Here is an 18,715-nt window from a genome sequence, read left to right on the forward strand (position 1 = left end):
ATCGGCGTCCAAAAATGACCCCCTTACACTGATGTGGATGATGCCCCCGAGGTCATCGGGGAGCACAGTGTGGGATGTTGGTCGTGGAGACGATAGCGAAGATCCGGCGGGCGTATTTTCAGGACAAGAAGTCGATCAAGCAGATCTGCCGGGAGCTGCGAGTATCGCGGAACACGGTGCGCAAGGTGATCCGGTCCGGTGCGACGGAGCTCACCTATGAGCGAACCATTCAGCCGTTGCCGAAGATCGGGCCTTGGCAAGACATGCTCGACGAGATGCTGGCGGTGAACGCGCGGAAGCCCAAGCGCGAGCGACTGACTCGCATCCGCATTTTTGAGGAACTCCGGGCTCAAGGATATGACGGTGGCTATGATGCGGTCCGGCGATACGCGGCCTCCTGGTCGAAGGAGGAAGCGGTGGCATCTGCGGCCGCCCATGTCCCGCTAACCTTCGATCCAGGCGAGGCCTACCAGTTCGACTGGAGCCACGAGATCGTGGTGATCGACGGCGCGACGACCACGGTGAAGGTGGCACATGTCCGCCTGTGTCACAGCCGGATGCTGTTCGTGCGTGCCTATCCCCGCGAGACGCAGGAGATGGTCTTCGACGCCCATGACAAGGCCTTCGCCTTCTTCGGGGGCACCTGCACGCGGGGCATCTACGACAACATGAAGACCGCGGTCGACACGATCTTCGTCGGCCGCGACCGAGCCTACAACCGCCGGTTCCAGCAGATGTGCAGCCATTACCTCGTCGATCCCGTCGCTTGCACCCCGGCATCCGGCTGGGAGAAGGGGCAGGTCGAGAACCAGGTCGGCGTTGTCCGACGGCGGTTCCCCGACCGGGCCAGTAGGAGACCGAGCATCAGGCCCGCCGGTCCCGCACCGACCACGATGCAGTTCTGGCTCCTTTTCACATGGGAATAGTATCTCAACTTCGCAGGTCCTTGGGATGAGGCTAGTGAATCGATCCTCGGCCTCTGCTTGAAGCTTTCACCTCAGCATCGCCATCGCGGTCGCTGTCATTAGAGGGCAAAATATCGAGCGGGATCAGATCCCCGTCATTCTCGCTTTCAGCAACGAGCTGGATCACCTTTTCGAGTGTTTCCAGTTGAGCGATCTTTTCCTCGACCGCAGCGAGTTGCTCCTTTGCGATGCGGAGCGCCTCGGCCGGGCTTGAGAACGAGGCGTCGGCAAGTCGAAACAGGTCCTTGATCGCCTCGATGCTGAACCCGAGATCGCGGGCGCGGCGAATGAAGAGAAGGCGATGGACCGCCCCGTGGTCGTAGCGTCTTTGGTTTCCCTTGCTCCGCGAGCGCTCGCGCAGCAACCCGATCTGCTCGTAGTAGCGGATCGTCGGAATTTTGACGCCGGTGAGCTGAGAGAGTTCGCCGATGCCGATATCCATGTTTGAAGTTCCTTCCGGATAGCCGCGTGTTGATGATTTGCTGCGTGTTCTATCGCTGAGGCCCTCAAGGCCCGACCGCGCCGGGGTGCGGCGACGGCCCATGGGCCGCCCCGGCGCGGAATCGTGTGTCGACCTGCTCAGGCATGGGCTTTGGTCGCCTGTTGGGGCGACGGGTCCCGCCTGATCGCAAGCCGGCGCACAACCACATAGAAGATCGGCGTCAGAAGCAGGCCGAACAGCGTCACGCCGAGCATGCCGGCAAAGACGGCGATGCCCATGGCGTGCCGCATTTCGGCGCCCGCTCCGGTGGCGATGACGAGCGGAACCACGCCGGCAATGAAGGCGAGCGACGTCATCAGGATCGGCCGCAGACGCAGGCGAGCCGCTTCGAGGACGGCAGCCAACGGATCGACCCCTTCGTCCTCCTTCGCTCGGGCGAACTCAACGATCAGGATTGCGTTCTTCGCGGCAAGACCGACCAGAACGACAAATCCGATCTGCGTGAAGATGTTGTTGTCGCCGCCGGTGAACCACACCCCGGCGATCGCCGAGAGGAGCGCCATTGGAGCGATCAGCAGCACCGCGAAAGGAAGCGACCAACTGTTGTACTGCGCCGCGAGGATCAGGAACGCGAGCAGGACGGACAGCGGGAAGACAAACATGGCGGTGTTGCCGGCCTGCTTCTCCTGATAGGCGAGATCGGTCCATTCAAAGGCCATGCCGGGCGGCAGGGTCTCCGATGCGATGCGCTCCATCGCTGCCGTCGCCTGCCCGAACGAATATCCGGGCGCGGGACTTCCGCTGATATCGGCAGACGGAAAGCCGTTGTAGTGCATAACCCGATCGGGGCCAGAGCTGTGCTTGATGGTGAGCAAGGCCGAGAGGGGGATCATGTCGCCGGCTGAATTGCGCACCTTAAGGCGGCCGATGTCCTCGGGCTGCATGCGGAACGGTGCGTCCGCCTGCACCATCACCCGGTAGGTGCGACCGAAGCGATTGAAGTCGTTCGCATAGAGCGAGCCGAGATTGACCTGCAATGTCTCGAAGATCGTGTTGAGCGGAACGCCTTGCGACTTCGCTTTCACCCTGTCGATATCGACCTGCACCTGCGGCGCGTTCACCTGGAAGCTCGCCAGCATTCCCGCCAGTTCGGGCGTTTGCATCGCCCGACCCATGATCGCACCCTGAGCCTGGGCGAGTGCCTCGAAGCCCAGGCCCGCTCGGTCCTCGATCTGGATCTTGAAGCCGCCGGTGGAACCGAGACCCGGAACGGGCGGCGGCGGGAACATACCGGCGAAGCCATCGGGGATCTGGCTGAACTTGCCCATCAGCTTGCCGGCGATGGCAAAGGCGGAAAGCGACGGGTCCTTTCGTTCGTCAAACGGCTTCAGCATCGTGAACATGACCGCTGCGTTGGGGATATTGACCATCCCGTTGACCGAGAGCCCCGGGAAAGCAACGACACTCTCAACGCCCGGCTCGGCCAGTGCGATCTCCGACATTTTCTTGACGACGGCCTCGGTCCGGTCGAGCGAAGCGCCGGTCGGGAGCTGGGCGATGCCGACGAGATAGTATTTGTCCTGGGCCGGCACGAAGCCGTTGGGCACCGTCTGGAAGCCGACCCACGTCATGCCGACCAGGCCGGCATAGACCAGCAGGACGAGAACGCTGAGCCTCGCGGCACGGCGCACCGACCAGACATAGGCGTTCGAGGCGCCGTCGAAGAAGCGATTGAACAGCCGGAAGAACCAGCCAAACAGAAAGTCGATCACGCGTGTAGGAAGGTCCCGCTTCACGTCACCGTGGTGCGGCTTCAGCAGCACGCCAGCAAGCGCGGGAGAGAGCGTAAGAGAGTTGATCGCCGACAGGATGGTCGAGATCGCAATCGTCAGCGCAAACTGGCGGTAGAACTCGCCCTGCAAGCCAGACAGGAACGCGGATGGAATGAAGACGGCCGACAGGACGGAGGTGATGGCGACGATCGGTCCTGTCACCTCATCCATGGCTTTGCGCGCCGCCTCTTTCGGCGTTTCTCCAAGCGCGATGTGGCGCTCGACGTTCTCGACCACGACGATCGCGTCGTCGACCACGATGCCGATCGAGAGAACGAGGCCGAAGAGGGACAAGGTGTTCAGCGAGAAGCCGAACATATACATGAGCGCAAACGTGCCGACCAAGGAGACGGGAACGGCGACGAGGGGGATGATCGACGCCCGCCAGGTCTGGAGAAACAGCACGACGACGATGACCACCAGCACGACGGCTTCTAGCAGCGTCATGACCACGGCCTCGAGAGACGCCTTCACGAACACCGTGGGATCGTAGGCGATCCGATATTCGATGCCTTCCGGAAAGCCCTTTTGAAACTCGGCCATGGTGGTGCGGACGGCGCTCGACACGTCGAGCGCATTTGCGCCAGGACTTTGGATGATTTGCATCGCGAGTGCCGGCTTGCCGTCCAGCAGGCTGCGAAGGGCGTAGGAATCTGCGCCAAGTTCGATACGGGCGACGTCGCGCAAACGGGTAACCTGGCCGTCCGTACCAGCCTTTATGACGATCTCGCCGAACTGCTCCTCACTAGAAAGCCTCCCAAGCGTGTTGACGGTGACCTGAAAGGCAGCCGAGGCTTCCGGTTGCTGACCGACCGAGCCGGCTGCTACCTGCACGTTCTGTTCCTGAATCGCCGCGACGATGTCGCTGGCAGTCAACCCCCTCGCGGCCACCTTGGCAGGGTCGAGCCAGATCCGCATTGAATACTCGCCAGCGCCCCCGAGGATGACGTCGCCCACGCCCGGCAAGCGGGCCAGTTGGTCGCGCACCTGAAGGATCGCGAAGTTCGACAGATAGAGCGGATCATAGCGGTCATCAGGTGAGACGAGATGGACAACCATAAGGATGTCGGGGGAGGTTTTCTGCGTCACGACACCGATGCGTTGCACTTCCAGCGGAAGCCTGGGCAAGGCGCGAGAAACCCGATTCTGCACCTGAATCTGCGCCATGTCGGGGTCAGTGCCCTGTTTGAACGCAATTGTCAGGGTCATGCGTCCGTCGGTCGCTGCCTGCGAACTCATGTAGAGCATGTTTTCGACGCCGTTGATCGCCTGCTCCAGCGGAGCGGCGACTGTTTCGGCAATCACTTCGGGATTGGCGCCCGGATAGCTCGCAGTGACCTGGACTGTCGGCGGCGTCACCTGCGGGTACTCACTGAGCGGGAGCTTCAGCAGCGTCAGGCCGCCGGCGATCAGCATCAAGACGGAGAGAACGACCGCGAAGATCGGGCGGTCGACAAAGAAGCGCGGAATGTTCATCGACGCGCCTCCTGCGCTTGCCCGGAGGCCCGCTCGCCGTCAGCAGCCTGCCCTGGAAGCATTGAGACCATCTGCGGGACAACCTGCATACCGGGGCGCACAAGGCCCTTTATGATGATCTTGTCAGTCGGAGTGAGACCTTTGGAGACGACGCGCAGTCCGTCGACCATAGGTCCGATTTCGACGGGGCGGTATTCCGCCTTGTTCTCGGGGCCAAGCGCCAGGACGTAGCGCCGTCCCTGATCGATGCCGATCGCCTGATCGTCGATAAGAACGGTTTGAGCCGGTTGCGCGGTAACGAGTTTGACCCGTGCGAAGAGGCCGGGAGTCAGCCTGCCGTCGGAATTCCTGACGATGGCCCGGGCGCGGATCGTGCCCGTACTCCGGTCGACACGATTGCCAAGGAAGTCGAGTTGGCCGGTATGCGGAAAGCCTGTATCGGTCATCAGACCGAGCTGGACAACAAGCTTTTCCGCGACCTTGCCCGTTTCGGGCGCGCGCGCATTACCGACGAAGCCGAGATAGGTGGCCTCGTCAATATCGAAATAAACATAGAGTGGATCGACCGAGACGATCGTGGTGAGCAACGTAGCCGCACCGGCATTGCCGCCTGCAACAAGATTGCCTTCCGTGACAAGAACCCGGTCAACGCGTCCGGCAATTGGGGCAGTGACCCTTGTGTAGGAAAGGTCGAGCTCGGCAGCCGCGACAGCCGCCTTGGCAATCTCTACCTGGGCTTGGCGCTGACCGAGCAGCGCTTGCGCGTCATCGAGTGTTTTGCGTGATACCGTACCATTGGGAGACAGCGATTCTGTACGCCTGAAGTCGGTCTCGGCTTGTTCAAGCAGGACATTGGCCTGCTGCAACTGAGCCTTTGCTGCATTCAATGCAACCTCGAAAGGTCTGGGATCTATCTGGAAGAGAAGGTCTCCAGGTTGCACCATACCGCCTTCGGGGACACTCACGGTATCGATTGCACCGCCAACACGCGAACGCAGTTCGATGGTCTTCATCGCTTCGAGATGGCCAGTGAATTCCGTAGAAGCCGCAACTTGGCGAATGATGACTCAGCCACGGGAACTTGCGGGACGGGCATCTGCGCCGGCTGTGCCTCAGCTTCCGATGCCGATGTCGAAGAGACCAGCGACATCAGGCCCTTTGTATACGGGCCAATGTCCTCTCGATATATGATTGCAAGAGTACCGACCGCGATAGCAGCACCGACCAATCGCAGAGCGGCGGCTTTTTTACTCATTCTCGTTCACCTTCATAGGGCGCGCGTACCCAGCGACCAGGGCGCGGCGAGTGCATTTTCGACGAAGGTGCGGTTTCCAACGATAGGAAGGTCAAGACCTTTGGAAAACGATTTCCGTATAGGCCCTTGACGCGATCATCAGTTCATGCCGCGGACTGCCGCATTCCGTACTTCGCCGACATCTTCGAGCCGGCGCCGTTCCCAAATTTAGATCGGTGAACCAGCAGGCCCGGTTGGCCGACGCCGCCAGTCTTGATGACTGGCGACGTCTTTAGTGCAGGGAATTAGTGACTTTCGGCCGCGATAAGCTGGCGTGAAGGCATTCCTTCGTCACGGCCGCTATCCTCTGGGGATTTGGCACCCTTGAACCGCAGGAGCCGCAGAGCGTTCAGTGTGACAATGGCGGTCGCGCCCGTATCTGCGAGTACCGCGATCCAGAGGCCAGTAAGCCCAAGGACGCTGGTGACGAGAAACACTCCCTTCAGCGCAAGAGCGAAGATCACGTTCTGGTGGATGTTGGCCATGGTGGCGCGCGAAAGCGCGACGAGATGGGCAACGTCCGTGACACGGCTCTTGAGCAGGGCGGCGTCCGCGGTCTCGATCGCCACATCGGTTCCGCCGCCCATGGCGATCCCGACGTCCGCCGTCGCCAGCGCCGGAGCATCGTTGATGCCGTCGCCGACCATGGCCACCTTGGTCTTCCGCTTCATCTCGTTGACGAGATCGAGCTTGTCCTGCGGAAGCAGCTCGGCGCTCCACTCGATACCGAGACCCTTGGCGATCGCCTGGGCGGTGCGCTGGTTGTCTCCGGTCAGCATGACGGAGCGAACGCCCATCGCCTTGAGCTGGGCAACGCCCTCGCGCGCGTCACGGCGCGGTTCGTCGCGCAGGGCTATGAGACCGAGGACTTCCCTTGCCTGCTCGTCGAAAAGAACGGCAACCGTATTGCCGAGATCCTCGAGCTTCTCGATGGCGCTGCGTTCCAGCGCGCCGAGCGTTGCCGCCTTGGCGGCATGGGTCGGGGAACTGACTGCGAGGCGACGCCCGGCTACAGTCGCATGCACGGCCTTGCCGGCGGTCGCCGATGCGTCCCGAGCGAGCGGAACGGCGATACCGTCGGTTTCGGCGCGTCCGATGATTGCTTTGGCAAGCGGATGGCTTGAACCTGTTTCAACCGCCGCTGCCAGAGCAATGACATCGCTTTCTTCATTGTTTCCGAGCGCGAGAACCTCGGTGACACGCGGCTTGCCTTCGGTCAGCGTTCCCGTCTTGTCGAAAGCAATGGCGCGAACCTTGCCAATCGTTTCGAGCGCATTGCCGCCCTTGATCAGCAGACCGCGGCGCGTACCCACGGCGAGGCCCGAGGCGATCGCTGCAGGCGTCGAAAGAACGAGCGCGCAGGGGCATGCGATGAGTAGAAGGGCGAGACCACGGTAGATCCACGTGTCCCAATCGCCGTTCATCGCCAGCGGCGGGACGGTGATGATCAGCGCGGCGATCAGCATCACCGCCGGAGTATAATACCGGCTGAAGTTCTCGATGAACCGAGCGGTCGGGGCCTTGGCCGACTGCGCCTGCTCAACTAGCTGGATGATGCGCGAGATGGTATTGTCAGAGGCAGTCTTCTCGACACTGACCTGGAGGACACCATCAACATTGATCGAACCGGCGAACACACTTTCGCCAGTGGTCTTCGAGCGCGGCACCGACTCGCCGGTAATGGGCGACTCGTCCAGACTGGAGGTTCCCTGTAGGATCTGTCCGTCGGCCGGCACGCGGTCGCCCGGCCGCACGAGAACGAGATCATTCACTCGCAACGCCGATGCCGGCACGGTGCGCTGGCCGCCATTCGAGTCGAGGAGAACAGCCGTTTTTGGCACCAGCGACGCGAGAGCCTTTATGCCGGCACGCGCTCTCCCGGCCGCGACGCTTTCGAGCAGCTCGCCGACAGCAAACAGGAACACGACCGCCGCCGCCTCCTCAGCCTCGCCGATCACGAGGGCGCCGATCGAGGCGACGACCATCAGCGTTTCGATGGAGAAGGGAGAACCCGAGGTCGCGAGCGCGAACGCCTTGCGAGCAAAGGGAATGACACCGGCAATGACGGCAGCAGCGAAAATCCATTCCGCATAAAGCGGGATGAACTGGGCAACGACGTAGGCCGAGCCCATCAGCAGGCCGAGGCCGATGACGTGCTTGCCCTTGCGGGTCTGCCACCAGCGCTGATTGCGCATCGCTGGCGCGGGTTCGACGTCGATGGCCGCATCGGACGAAGCCGAAAGCTCGCGTGTGTTGGACACCCCGAAGCCGAGGCTCTTGATCGTCTTTTCGATGTCCGCGACCTTGGTGAGCGCGCCGGCGCCGAGCGTCAGTTCGAGCGTTTCGGTCGTGAAGTTTACGCGCACGTCGGAAACGTCTGGCATCCGCGCCAGCGCGACCTCGATCTTGCCGACGCAGCTTGCGCAATCCATCCCCTCGACGCGCATCGAGACATTGGGCGGAGAGACCGGTGCGGCGCGCGGAGTTGGCGCATGGCCCGCATGATCATGTCCAGAGCAGCCACCGTGGCCGTGATCATGATCGTGGTGAGCGTGGTCGTGATCGCCACCGCAAGCACCGTGATCGCCGGCGCAGCCGTTGTGATCATGACCGGCATGGGCGTCGGAGCGCTGCACAGGCGCGGCGGGAATCGCAGAAGCCGGCAGTTCCGTCACGTCGAACCCGAGCGAGCGAATCTTTTTGGCGATATCCTTCGAGGTCGTTTTGCTCGTCGCATCGCGGGATAGCAAGAGTGTCTCGGTAGCGAAGTTGACGGCTACCTCGGAGATACCTCCCAGACGGCCCAAGGCCGTCTCGATCTTGCCGACGCAGCTTGCGCAATCCATGCCGTCGACGCGAAAGCCGAGCCGCTCATCAGCGCCCGGCGTTGAAAGTCCAGTTGTCATTCCGATCTCCTTTCCGGCCGCCGCAGCGGGCGCGCGTGCTCAGACGCCATGCGCGGCTTCGGAAGGAGTAAATAACACACTTGAACAGCTATTCAAGTGTTCATTTGAAAATAGTGCTGTTTTCCCGGCAGATCAGTCGTCCGCATGGTCCTCCGAAATATGCGTCGCCATGTCCTGAAGAACATGGCTGACGTGATGATCGGCGATCTCGTAGAAGATCTGCTTGCCCTGGCGATCGCCCTTGACGAGACGCGCCCCGCGCAGCAGGCGCAGATGGTGGCTGACGAGGGTCACGGACAGGTCGAGCCGCTCGGCGATGTCGCCCACCGAGATCGGCGCCGGGACGCAACTCAACAGGATTTTCAACCGTGAGGGATCGCCAAGCAGCCGAAACGTTTCCGCCAGGATCGTGACCTCGTTCTGTGAGAGCGAAGGAAGCAGGAGATGGCCTTCAGCCTCCGCATGTGCGGAGATCGCACGTTCGTCCGGCTTTTTGATGTTTGTCTTCTTGAGAGCAGTCATCTGCTAGATTTACCTGAGTTTTGGGACGGAACCTGCCGGCATTTGACCGCCAAGAGCTGTCCGCGTTGTTTGGTCCCGCCCAATCTACCGGATGGGCGCGCAATTACAATGCGAAACACGGTCGCTGTCGATCGGCGGGACAGTTGGCGCTGCCCTTCTCTGCCCCTGCGTCACATCTCGAATTTTCCTTTTCCGCGCAAGAACAGTCTTGACCTTACAAGCGCTGGAAGCCGCACGCTGACGACAATCCTGCCAAATCCGCCCGCCGTTACGCGGCTAGGCAGCGGGGCAACCATGTCGAATTCAGAGAAAGGCAAGACCGATGACGGAGAGCAGCACCCCCCAGATTCTCATCTACACCACACCGACCTGTCCGGACTGCCACACGCTCAAACGCTGGCTCGACCAACAGGGCCTCGCCTACGAGGAACGCGACCTCACCGACCCGAAGATCGCCGAGGAGGCAAAGGCCCGGACCGGCGTCCGGGTCGCTCCGATCACCATCATCGGATCGGACGTCTTCTACGGGACCTTCCCGAGCCAGAAGCCGGGCCTCGTCAAGGCGCTCGGGCTCGCCGGGAGCCTGTGAGGAGACGCAGATGACGAGCAAGTTTGTTGACATCCGGCAGGCGCGGACCAGCCTTGAGGTCCATGAGGGCCAAACAATTCTCGACGCCGCGCTCGCCGCCGGCATCCCCTATCCTCACGGTTGCCGGTCCGGCCGCTGCGGCTCCTGCAAGTCCCGCCTGATCGAGGGTAAGGTGGAGCTGCTCCAGCATTCTCGCTTCGCCCTCAGCGAGGAAGAGAAGGCCGATTGCCTGATCCTGGCATGCCGTGCGGTGCCGAAGACCGATGCGGCAGTCGCCTGGCTGGGCAGCGATTACGATGATGCCGTTACGGCTCCTCGACGGCTGGATGCCATCGTGATCGGCCTCGATGACCTCACTCACGACATCAAGCTGGTTCGGATCGCGCCTGCCGACGGCTCTCCCCTGCTCTTCACGGCCGGTCAGTATGCCCAGGTCGGATTCGATGGTGTGCCTGCGCGCAGCTACTCCATGGCCAATCGTCACGGCGACGACAGCCTCGAATTCCACATTCGCAAGGTTCCGGGGGGCATCACGTCACAGCACGTCCATGACGCGCTGAAAGCCGGCGACAAGGTGACGCTCGAATTTCCGCTAGACTCCTCCTACCTCCGTCAGCATCATTCCGGCCCGATCCTGTGCATCGCTGGCGGTTCCGGTCTGGCGCCGATCAAGTCGATCGTGGAAACGGCCCTTGCTCACGGCATGAAGCAGCCGATCCATGTCTACTTTGGCGCACGCGGCGCGCGCGACCTCTATCTCGTCGAGCATTTCGAGGCACTGGCGGACCGTCATAATAACCTCAGCTTTACGGCTGTCCTGTCGGATATGCAGGCAGCACTCCATCGGCACGGCTTCGTGACCGATGCGGTGGTCGAGGATCTCGCCGACTTCGACGGGTGGAAAGCCTATGTTGCAGGTCCGCCCCCGATGGTCGATGCGGCGATGGACGTGGTTTTCGCGCGGGGCCTGCGTCCCGAAGACATGCACGCCGATGTCTTCTTCACGCCGGAAGAGCAAGTGGCGGCAGCGACGGTAGAGTGATCTGCCGCGGTCCGAGTCCGCCAGTGACAAAAGCCAGCCGCGAACGACTTCGCTGCTGGCTTTTCATGTGCCGTTTCAAACTGGACAGCCCGGCCCGGTATGGGCGATCTCGCAGAATGCCCCCAAATTTGTGGATCTGCGAGGCGTTGCCGCGGGTGCGATTCTTATTGCCCGCGTGCGGTGAGCCATTCCCGCATCATGGCGATCTCGCCTTCTTGGGCCGAGATCACGTCCTCGGCCAGCTTACGAACCTCAGGATCGGTACCGTATTGCAGAACGACCCGCGCCATGTCGATCGCGCCCTGGTGGTGCGGGATCATTCCGCGCATGAAGTCGATGTCGGCATCGCCGGTGAACTCGACCATCATGTCCTTGTGCATGCGATCATTGGCTTCGATATAAGCCTGCGTGGATGGGTTGTCGGAGGCCGGCATCGAATGCCCCGGCATTTCGTGGCCTTGCATGGTGGTATCCGTGTTCAGTTGGCTTTGTGCGATGGCGAGGCCGGCGCTGATGGCGAGTGCGCCGCCAATGAAAATCGGGGTCAGCTTGTGCATGATCTTGCTCCTGTTCAATTCACGGTCGCCGGATACCCAGCCTCTTCGAGAACCTGCTGAAGGACAGCGGGGGTTGCGGTCGTCTCGACCTTGACTGTCCGCTGGGCTGGGTTGGTGTCGATCTTGGCGGTCGGATCGACCGACTGGATCGCCTTGGTGACGGACTTGGCGCAACCGCCGCAGGTCATGCCTTCGATCTTGAGTTCCATGAGCTTTCTCCTTTGGGTTCGGTTCTCATGGTCCTTAAGTTGGGGTTTCCAAAGATGGTAAGGTCAAGAGGAATCGAAAAGTAATTTTTACCCTTGACCTTCCCATCGTTGGAAGGAGCATATCAGTGTCCGAACTCGAATTCTGACTTAGAAAGGAGGCGGCAATGGATGCCCCTGTTCGAGCTGCGGACAAGATGAATGCAGCAATTTCCCTGCCTATAGAGGGCATGACCTGCGCATCCTGCGTCGGCCGTGTCGAGCGCGCCCTGAGGGCCGTCCCCGGCGTCGCCAACGCGGTCGTCAATCTGGCGACCGAGAAGGCAAGCATCACGACGAACGACACGGTTGATCGCATAGCGCTCGTCAAGGCTGTCGAGAAAGCTGGCTATGAAGTGCCGGCCAGCTTCAGTGCGCCGAAATCTGCTCTCCTTGAGGTGCCGATCGAAGGCATGACCTGCGCTTCTTGCGTGGGGCGGGTGGAAAAGGCCCTCAAGGCCATCCCCGGCGTTGCCAATGCCGTGGTCAACCTAGCTACCGAGAAAGCCAGCATCACGACGAACGGCCCGGTGGGCCGAGCGGTCGTCGTGAAGGCCGTGGAAGACGCAGGCTACGCGGTTTCGGCAAGTTTCACTGCGCCGGCGGCGGCTTCGCTTGAGGTCGCGATCGAGGGCATGACCTGCGCCTCCTGCGTCGGGCGTGTCGAAAAAGCCCTCAAGGCCGTGCCGGGTGTCACCAACGCCGTCGTCAACCTCGCAACCGAGAAGGCCACGATCCAGGGAACCGCCGCCGCGGCGGCCGTCATCGCGGCAATCGAGAACGCGGGCTACGACGCCAAGGTGATCGCAGCGGCAACCGGGTCGAGCCAGGCCGAGGTCGATGATCGCGCCGAGAAGAAGGAAGCCGAACGCCGGGAGCTTACCCGCGATTTTACCATCGCGGCGGTGCTGACCGCGCCGGTCTTCATCCTGGAGATGGGGTCGCACCTCATTCCGGGCGCGCACGACATGATCGCCGCGACCATCGGCATGCAGAACAGTTGGTATCTTCAGTTCGTGCTGACGACGCTGGTACTGTTCGTGCCCGGCATCCGCTTCTATGACAAGGGCCTTCCCGCGATCTGGCGGCTGGCTCCCGACATGAACTCGCTGGTCGCCGTCGGCTCACTCGCTGCCTACCTCTATTCGCTGGTGGCGACCTTCGCGCCGGGCTTCCTGCCTGCCGGGACGGTGAACGTCTATTATGAAGCCGCAGCGGTCATCGTCACGCTGATCCTGCTCGGCCGGCTGTTGGAGGCCCGCGCCAAGGGCCGCACTTCGGAAGCGATCAAGCGTCTGGTCGGCCTTCAGGCCAAAACGGCGCGCGTGCGCCGTGACGGCAATACGGTGGATCTGCCGATCGACTCGGTGCTGTCCGGCGACGTCGTGGAGGTCCGCCCCGGCGACCGTATCCCGGTCGACGGCGAGGTCATCGAAGGCGAAAGCTATGTTGACGAATCCATGATCACCGGCGAGCCGATCCCGGTGTCCAAGACGAGCGGCAGCGAGGTCGTTGCCGGAACCGTGAATCAGAAGGGCGCCTTCGCGATCCGCGCCACGGCGGTCGGCGGCAATACCGTGCTGTCGCAGATCATCCGCATGGTCGAGGAAGCGCAAGGCTCGAAGCTGCCGATCCAGGCTCTGGTCGACAAGGTGACGATGTATTTCGTGCCGGCAGTCTTCGCCGTCGCCGCGCTCACCTTCGCTGCATGGCTCTATTTCGGCCCCTCGCCCGCTTTGACCTTCGCGCTGGTCAATGCCGTCGCTGTGCTGATCATCGCCTGCCCCTGCGCCATGGGTCTGGCGACGCCGACCTCGATCATGGTCGGCACCGGCCGGGGCGCGGAACTGGGCGTGCTTTTCCGCAAGGGTGAAGCTCTACAACTGCTGAAGGATGCCAAGGTGGTAGCCGTCGACAAGACCGGCACGCTGACCGAAGGCAAGCCGGCCCTGACCGACCTCGAACTGGCCGCCGGCTTCGAGCGGACGACGGTGCTGGGCCTGGTCGCAGCCGTTGAAGCCAAGTCGGAACACCCGATCGCCCGCGCCATCGTGGACGCGGCCGAGGCGGAAGGCATCGCACTGCCCGCAGTGTCGGACTTCGAGTCGGTCACTGGCTTCGGCGTGAAGGCCGTGGTCGACGGCAAGCGTGTCGAGATCGGCGCGGACCGCTACATGGTCGAACTCGGCCATGATGTGGCGGGCTTCGCCAAGGTCGCCGAACGTCTGGGCAACGAGGGCAAGTCACCTCTCTATGCCGCGATCGACGGCAAGCTGGCGACGATCATTGCCGTTGCGGACCCGATCAAGGAGACGACGCCTGCCGCGATCAAGGCGCTGCACGACCTCGGCCTGAAGGTCGCAATGATCACCGGCGACAACAAGCGGACGGCCAAGGCCATCGCGGCCCGCCTGGGCATCGACGAGGTGGTGGCGGAAGTGCTGCCGGACGGCAAGGTCGAGGCGATCCGTCGCCTCAAGGCCGAGTATGGCAAGGTGGCCTTCGTCGGCGACGGCATCAACGACGCTCCGGCGCTGGCAGAGGCAGATGTGGGCCTCGCCATCGGCACGGGGACGGACATCGCCATCGAGGCGGCGGACGTGGTGCTGATGTCAGGCAGCCTGACCGGGGTGCCGAACGCCATCGCGCTGTCCAAGGCGACGATTGGCAATATCCGGCAGAACCTGTTCTGGGCCTTCGCCTATAACACGGCCCTGATCCCGGTCGCCGCCGGTCTGCTCTATCCGGGCTACGGCATCCTGCTGTCGCCGGTCTTCGCCGCCGGCGCCATGGCCCTGTCGAGCGTCTTCGTCCTCGGCAATGCGCTGCGGCTCAAGACTTTCAAGGTTGCGAACTGAAGAACCAGACAGCCGACCCTATATGAAGGGTCGGCTGTCGCACCATACGGGAGATTGATGATGAACATCGGACAGGCAGCAAAGGCATCAGGCGTTTCGGCCAAGATGATCCGCTACTACGAGCAGACCGGCCTCATCCCGGCCGCCGACCGGACGGACTCCGGCTACCGCGACTATTCGGATACCGACGTCCACATGCTGCGCTTCATCCGCCGCGCGCGCGACCTCGGTTTTTCGGTGGCCGAAATCGGCGACTTGCTGAACCTCTGGCGCGACGAGACGCGGCAGAGCGCGGAAGTGAAGCGCCTGGCCCAAGGCCATATCGACGCGCTGGAGAAGAAGATCGTGGTTCTGCAAGACATGGCCCACTCGCTCACCATGCTGGTGAATGCCTGCCATGGGGACCATCGCCCGCATTGCCCGATCCTCCAGCGCCTTGAAACCGACCAGGACAACGAGGATCTTTCGATCCGGCCTCGTTCCGGCGCGGTTAGTCGCTCGCTGCAATAACCGCATCCTCCGCCCTTCGACCGCGAAGGCGCTGAGTGCGGTTTTAACTCTGCAATGTTCCAGCCGAAGGCAACGGCGGGGACATTGGGTTCAGTCTTGCGGCTTACGCGCCGCCTGCCAGAGCAAAGGCACGAGGATCAGGGCGACCGGAGGAAACAGCAACCAGTTGATCGTCGCCCAGCCCGAGCTGTGCAGGACGCTGCCTGCCAGAAACGAGACGGCGGCGGTCGCGCCGAACACCATGAAGTCGTTCGCGCCCTGTGCCTTGGCACGCTCGCCGGGGGTGTGGCAGTCGGTGACCATCGCCGTCGCTCCGATGAAGCTGAAGTTCCAGCCGATCCCCATGATAGCGAGAGACCCCCAGAAATTGATCAGCTCAAGCCCCGCCAGCGCGACCACGGCCGAGACAGCGATGAGCAGCATCCCTGCCGCCGTCACACGCTCCTTGCCGAAGCGCGTCATGAGACGTCCAGTAACGAAACTCGGCGCGAACATCGCCAGAAGATGCCACTGGATTCCCAGCGCGGCGCTGTCGACCGAATGGCCGGTGTTGACCATCGCGATCGGTGAGGCCGTCATGACGAAAGCCATGAGACCGTAGGAGACGACGCCGGCCGCGACCGCCAGCATGTAGCGGGGCATCAGAAGTATCTCCATTAGGGATCTGCCCGAGCTTTCCAACGCCGACTGCGAAGCCGATTTCAGCGTGCGCAGCATCAGGAGAATGGGAATGGAGAGTAGCGGAAGCGCCGCCTGGCTGAGGAAGCTGCCTACATAGGGCGTGCTGGGGAAGGAATCGCGTGTCCAGATGACGAGTTGCGGACCGATGACGGCGGCAATGAGCCCGCCGACCATCACCTCGGAGATTGCTCTTGCCTTCAAAGCGCCCTCGGCAGCGTCGGCAGCGGCGAAGCGATAGCTTTGGACGTAGGAGCCATAGAGACCGGCGGTAAAGCAGCCGACGCAGAACAGCAGGAACGATGTCGCGAAGATGCCAAGCGCGGCAATGAGACCCGCCGCGACGCCGAATAAAGCACCGAACAGGTAACCGCCCCGGCGTCCCCAGGCGCGCATGACGAATGCGGCCGGCAGCGTGCCGATTGCAAGCCCGAGACCGAAGAGACTGACCGGCAGCGTCACCCATGCGGGGTTGTCGGCAAGCTGCTGGCCGACCAGGCCGCCGAGCGACATGACGATCGGCGCGCTCGATCCTCCGAGCGCCTGCGCGGCGGTCAGCACGGTGATGTTGCGCCGGACAGTTGCAGTATCGTCCATCGGAACTCCCACAATTATTTGCTTCGATGCTGACAGGCCGGCAAAACTCTTGGGTTTTGCGGGAACGAAACCTTTCCTCAAACGTATATATACCCATACCGGGTAGGGGTAGATGGATGTGCAATAAAAACTCGAAGCAGATCATTGCGTCGCTCAACCGGATCGCCGGCCAGGTCCGCGGTGTCGGTCAGATGGTCGAGGACGAGCGATACTGCATCGACATTCTCAACCAGATCCACGCGGTCAAAGCCGCCTTGTCGAAGGTGGAGAACCAGGTGTTGCGATCGCATGCCGCCTGTTGCGTCGAGGAGGCGATCGCCTCGGGCGATGCCGACCTTCAGCGGGCTAAGTTCAACGAGTTGGTCGAGGTGTTCGCAAAGGCGAAACTATAGATCGAAGGGATCAGACAATGGCGACCCATGCTGCCAAACGCGCCGAGCTTCATCGAATGGTGATGGAAAACCATACCTGTCCTTACGGGCTTAAGGCGCTCGATCTGCTCAAGCGCGGAGGCTACGAGGTCGACGATCACCATCTGACGACCCGCGCCGAAACGGACGCCTTCAAGGCAAAGCATAATGTTCAATCGACGCCGCAGACGTTTATCGGCGGGAAGCGGATCGGCGGGTATGACGATCTCGTCCGGTTCTTCGGCGGCGAGGTCAAGGACAAGGATGCCGTCACCTACAAGCCGGTGATCGCGCTGTTCGCGATGGCCGCGCTGATGGCGCTGGCCGCGAGCTGGGCGGCGTTCGGAAACCTCGCAACGGTCCAGGCCGCCGAATGGTTCATCGCCATCGCGATGTGCCTTCTTGCCCTTCAGAAGCTGAAGGACGTGGAAGGCTTCGCTACCATGTTCCTGAACTACGACCTTCTGGCGCAGCGATGGGTCCGATATGCCTACATCTATCCCTTCGCGGAGGCACTCGCCGGTGTCCTGATGATGGCCGGCGCGCTGATGTGGGTGTCGATCCCCGTCGCGCTGTTCATCGGTGGCATCGGCGCCGTCTCGGTGTTCAAGGCGGTCTATATCGACAAGCGCGAGCTGAAATGCGCCTGCGTTGGCGGCGACAGCAATGTGCCGCTCGGCTTCGTGTCGCTCACCGAGAACCTCATGATGATCAGCATGGCGGTCTGGATGATCTTCAAGCCGATGGGCATTGGACACTGACAACCGCGAAAGGACGATCAAATGGCGAGCGGCCACACGGCTCATGGGGGGCATTCGGGGAATAGCCACGGCTCCCATGGCCGTCCCTATCTGATGTTCTGGATCAACATGATCCTTGGCCTCGTCGTCATGTATGTCGTGATGTTTTCGATGATCGACGGTTGGGGCGACTTCCGGAACAATCTGAACATGCTCTACATGGCGATAACCATGTGGGCACCGATGGGCATCTTCATGTTAGCGACGATGCCGGGCATGTTTCCGAACCCCAGCGTGAATATTGTCCTTTATGTCGTCTTCGCCCTCCTGACGGCCGGTTCCTTCTGGGCGACCCGAAGCCAGGCACTGATTGATGACGGCCAGTTCATCGACTCGATGATCCCGCATCATTCCGGGGCGATCCTGATGTGCCGTGAGGCGAAGCTCGCTGACCCAGAACTGAAGACGCTGTGCGAGGCAATCATCGGGGCGCAGCGCGAGGAGATTGACCAGATGGAGAGCATCCGAAGCCGGCTGTAGGCGTCGAGGGCACCGGCAGACAAATGCCTCATGTCTGGCCGACCTGTAACGAGCCGATCTTGGCAGCACGGCTATCGAGAGGTAGCAAACATTGCCGCAAGCAGGCGCTTCGGCTTCGTGGTGTTGCGGGAAAATTCAGGACTCATGAGTGGCGAGCAATGCCGTCGCTTTGCGGATCGTTCCGTCTTTCCTCACGCGCATGGGAAAGCATGTCGAGCAGGATGTCACCGACATGCCTGTCTGTGACCTCATAGAACATCTGCTTCGAATGGCGAACGCGCGTCACCAGCCGCGCTCCACGGAGAAGACGCAGGTGATGGCTAACGAGTGACTGGGATAGCTCCAGCGCCTCGGAAATATCGGTCACTGACTTCGGACTGTCTTCGCAATGCAGGAGAATCTTCCGCCTGCTGGGTGATCCCTGCAGGCGGAAGGCCTCGGCCAGAAAGTTCAGATCCTGCGATGAGATAGGTTCTGCCGTATTCACGTCGTTACCTTTCCGATCTTTCGAA

Annotated in this window: 16 protein-coding genes and 2 pseudogenes; 8 read left to right on the plus strand and 10 right to left on the minus strand. The window is 61.9% G+C overall.

The genetic code is table 11. The features are described 5' to 3' along the window. Nucleotides 1–74: 74 nt before the first annotated feature. Nucleotides 75–833: pseudogene (gene istA, locus B2Z70_RS08395) on the plus strand (IS21 family transposase); the annotation flags it as partial. Between the two features lie 26 nt (nt 834–859). On the opposite strand, the pseudogene B2Z70_RS15460 reads toward istA, so the two are convergent. The 6 genes and pseudogenes from B2Z70_RS15460 to B2Z70_RS08420 form a co-directional block, all read right to left on the minus strand. After that, nucleotides 860–916: pseudogene (locus tag B2Z70_RS15460) on the minus strand (hypothetical protein); the annotation flags it as partial. 41 nt (nt 917–957) lie between these two features. Continuing rightward, nucleotides 958–1,407 (minus strand): MerR family transcriptional regulator, encoded by a 450-nt coding sequence (locus tag B2Z70_RS08400; protein ID WP_064788633.1) that lies wholly within the window; start codon nt 1,405–1,407, stop codon nt 958–960. Between the two features lie 137 nt (nt 1,408–1,544). Then, nucleotides 1,545–4,715 (minus strand): efflux RND transporter permease subunit, encoded by a 3,171-nt coding sequence (locus tag B2Z70_RS08405; RefSeq protein ID WP_064788632.1) that lies wholly within the window; start codon nt 4,713–4,715, stop codon nt 1,545–1,547. Then, entirely contained in the window at nt 4,712–5,728 is a 1,017-nt protein-coding gene (locus B2Z70_RS08410) for an efflux RND transporter periplasmic adaptor subunit (protein ID WP_292982452.1), read from the minus strand. Before B2Z70_RS08410 ends, B2Z70_RS08405 begins: the two co-directional genes overlap by 4 nt. Nucleotides 5,729–6,254: 526 nt before the next feature. Further along, nucleotides 6,255–8,915, minus strand: a complete 2,661-nt coding sequence (locus B2Z70_RS08415) for a heavy metal translocating P-type ATPase (protein ID WP_082923643.1) — start codon at nt 8,913–8,915, stop codon at nt 6,255–6,257. Between the two features lie 132 nt (nt 8,916–9,047). Beyond that, entirely contained in the window at nt 9,048–9,437 is a 390-nt protein-coding gene (locus B2Z70_RS08420; protein ID WP_197482613.1) for an ArsR/SmtB family transcription factor, read from the minus strand. Between the two features lie 322 nt (nt 9,438–9,759). Here B2Z70_RS08420 and B2Z70_RS08425 point away from each other — a divergent pair, with 322 nt between their 5' ends. Further along, on the plus strand, nt 9,760–10,026 hold the full coding sequence (locus tag B2Z70_RS08425) for a glutaredoxin family protein (RefSeq protein WP_064790828.1): 267 nt from the start codon (nt 9,760–9,762) through the stop codon (nt 10,024–10,026). Nucleotides 10,027–10,036: 10 nt separating this feature from the next. Then, nucleotides 10,037–11,068 (plus strand): 2Fe-2S iron-sulfur cluster-binding protein, encoded by a 1,032-nt coding sequence (locus B2Z70_RS08430; protein ID WP_292982461.1) that lies wholly within the window; start codon nt 10,037–10,039, stop codon nt 11,066–11,068. Nucleotides 11,069–11,232: 164 nt separating this feature from the next. Here B2Z70_RS08430 and copM read toward each other — a convergent pair whose 3' ends face one another. Next, nucleotides 11,233–11,625 carry a CopM family metallochaperone gene (copM, locus tag B2Z70_RS08435; protein WP_064790830.1) on the minus strand — a complete coding sequence of 131 codons (393 nt, stop codon included), beginning with the start codon at nt 11,623–11,625 and terminating at the stop codon, nt 11,233–11,235. Between the two features lie 14 nt (nt 11,626–11,639). Beyond that, entirely contained in the window at nt 11,640–11,834 is a 195-nt protein-coding gene (locus B2Z70_RS08440) for a heavy-metal-associated domain-containing protein (RefSeq protein ID WP_064790831.1), read from the minus strand. A 164-nt stretch (nt 11,835–11,998) separates the two neighbouring features. Here B2Z70_RS08440 and B2Z70_RS08445 point away from each other — a divergent pair, with 164 nt between their 5' ends. Together B2Z70_RS08445 and cueR are read left to right on the plus strand one after the other, a co-directional pair. Then, nucleotides 11,999–14,728, plus strand: a complete 2,730-nt coding sequence (locus B2Z70_RS08445) for a heavy metal translocating P-type ATPase (RefSeq protein WP_082923644.1) — start codon at nt 11,999–12,001, stop codon at nt 14,726–14,728. A gap of 60 nt (nt 14,729–14,788) precedes the next feature. Then, on the plus strand, nt 14,789–15,238 hold the full coding sequence (gene cueR, locus B2Z70_RS08450) for a Cu(I)-responsive transcriptional regulator (protein ID WP_064790832.1): 450 nt from the start codon (nt 14,789–14,791) through the stop codon (nt 15,236–15,238). A 90-nt stretch (nt 15,239–15,328) separates the two neighbouring features. Here cueR and B2Z70_RS08455 read toward each other — a convergent pair whose 3' ends face one another. Then, a complete protein-coding gene (locus B2Z70_RS08455; RefSeq protein ID WP_064790833.1) occupies nt 15,329–16,513 on the minus strand; it encodes an MFS transporter in 1,185 nt (394 codons plus the stop codon). 116 nt (nt 16,514–16,629) lie between these two features. Here B2Z70_RS08455 and B2Z70_RS08460 point away from each other — a divergent pair, with 116 nt between their 5' ends. The 3 genes from B2Z70_RS08460 to B2Z70_RS08470 are packed head-to-tail and all read left to right on the plus strand — an operon-like array spanning nt 16,630 to nt 18,203. After that, on the plus strand, nt 16,630–16,905 hold the full coding sequence (locus B2Z70_RS08460; protein WP_064790834.1) for a metal-sensitive transcriptional regulator: 276 nt from the start codon (nt 16,630–16,632) through the stop codon (nt 16,903–16,905). A 17-nt stretch (nt 16,906–16,922) separates the two neighbouring features. After that, nucleotides 16,923–17,684 carry a MauE/DoxX family redox-associated membrane protein gene (locus B2Z70_RS08465; RefSeq protein WP_064790835.1) on the plus strand — a complete coding sequence of 254 codons (762 nt, stop codon included), beginning with the start codon at nt 16,923–16,925 and terminating at the stop codon, nt 17,682–17,684. Nucleotides 17,685–17,705: 21 nt separating this feature from the next. Beyond that, complete coding sequence (locus B2Z70_RS08470; RefSeq protein ID WP_064790836.1) at nt 17,706–18,203, plus strand: DUF305 domain-containing protein; 498 nt, start codon at nt 17,706–17,708, stop codon at nt 18,201–18,203. Between the two features lie 142 nt (nt 18,204–18,345). Here the strand turns inward: B2Z70_RS08470 and B2Z70_RS08475 are convergent, their stop codons facing one another. Next, nucleotides 18,346–18,690 carry an ArsR/SmtB family transcription factor gene (locus B2Z70_RS08475; RefSeq protein ID WP_245960864.1) on the minus strand — a complete coding sequence of 115 codons (345 nt, stop codon included), beginning with the start codon at nt 18,688–18,690 and terminating at the stop codon, nt 18,346–18,348. Nucleotides 18,691–18,715 lie beyond the last annotated feature (25 nt).

This window comes from Oceanicaulis sp. UBA6590 (genome assembly GCF_002433705.1).
Lineage (GTDB): Bacteria > Pseudomonadota > Alphaproteobacteria > Caulobacterales > Maricaulaceae > Oceanicaulis.

What these genes read in the sequence shown, in the direction of transcription:
- B2Z70_RS08400 (WP_064788633.1), bottom strand. Translation starts at nt 1,407, where the DNA reads ATGGATATCGGCATCGGCGAACTCTCTCAGCTCACCGGCGTCAAAATT.
- B2Z70_RS08405 (WP_064788632.1), bottom strand. Translation starts at nt 4,715, where the DNA reads ATGAACATTCCGCGCTTCTTTGTCGACCGCCCGATCTTCGCGGTCGTT.
- B2Z70_RS08410 (WP_292982452.1), bottom strand. Translation starts at nt 5,728, where the DNA reads ATGAAGACCATCGAACTGCGTTCGCGTGTTGGCGGTGCAATCGATACC.
- B2Z70_RS08415 (WP_082923643.1), bottom strand. Translation starts at nt 8,915, where the DNA reads ATGACAACTGGACTTTCAACGCCGGGCGCTGATGAGCGGCTCGGCTTT.
- B2Z70_RS08420 (WP_197482613.1), bottom strand. Translation starts at nt 9,437, where the DNA reads ATGACTGCTCTCAAGAAGACAAACATCAAAAAGCCGGACGAACGTGCG.
- B2Z70_RS08425 (WP_064790828.1), top strand. Translation starts at nt 9,760, where the DNA reads ATGACGGAGAGCAGCACCCCCCAGATTCTCATCTACACCACACCGACC.
- B2Z70_RS08430 (WP_292982461.1), top strand. Translation starts at nt 10,037, where the DNA reads ATGACGAGCAAGTTTGTTGACATCCGGCAGGCGCGGACCAGCCTTGAG.
- copM (WP_064790830.1), bottom strand. Translation starts at nt 11,625, where the DNA reads ATGCACAAGCTGACCCCGATTTTCATTGGCGGCGCACTCGCCATCAGC.
- B2Z70_RS08440 (WP_064790831.1), bottom strand. Translation starts at nt 11,834, where the DNA reads ATGGAACTCAAGATCGAAGGCATGACCTGCGGCGGTTGCGCCAAGTCC.
- B2Z70_RS08445 (WP_082923644.1), top strand. Translation starts at nt 11,999, where the DNA reads ATGGATGCCCCTGTTCGAGCTGCGGACAAGATGAATGCAGCAATTTCC.
- cueR (WP_064790832.1), top strand. Translation starts at nt 14,789, where the DNA reads ATGAACATCGGACAGGCAGCAAAGGCATCAGGCGTTTCGGCCAAGATG.
- B2Z70_RS08455 (WP_064790833.1), bottom strand. Translation starts at nt 16,513, where the DNA reads ATGGACGATACTGCAACTGTCCGGCGCAACATCACCGTGCTGACCGCC.
- B2Z70_RS08460 (WP_064790834.1), top strand. Translation starts at nt 16,630, where the DNA reads ATGTGCAATAAAAACTCGAAGCAGATCATTGCGTCGCTCAACCGGATC.
- B2Z70_RS08465 (WP_064790835.1), top strand. Translation starts at nt 16,923, where the DNA reads ATGGCGACCCATGCTGCCAAACGCGCCGAGCTTCATCGAATGGTGATG.
- B2Z70_RS08470 (WP_064790836.1), top strand. Translation starts at nt 17,706, where the DNA reads ATGGCGAGCGGCCACACGGCTCATGGGGGGCATTCGGGGAATAGCCAC.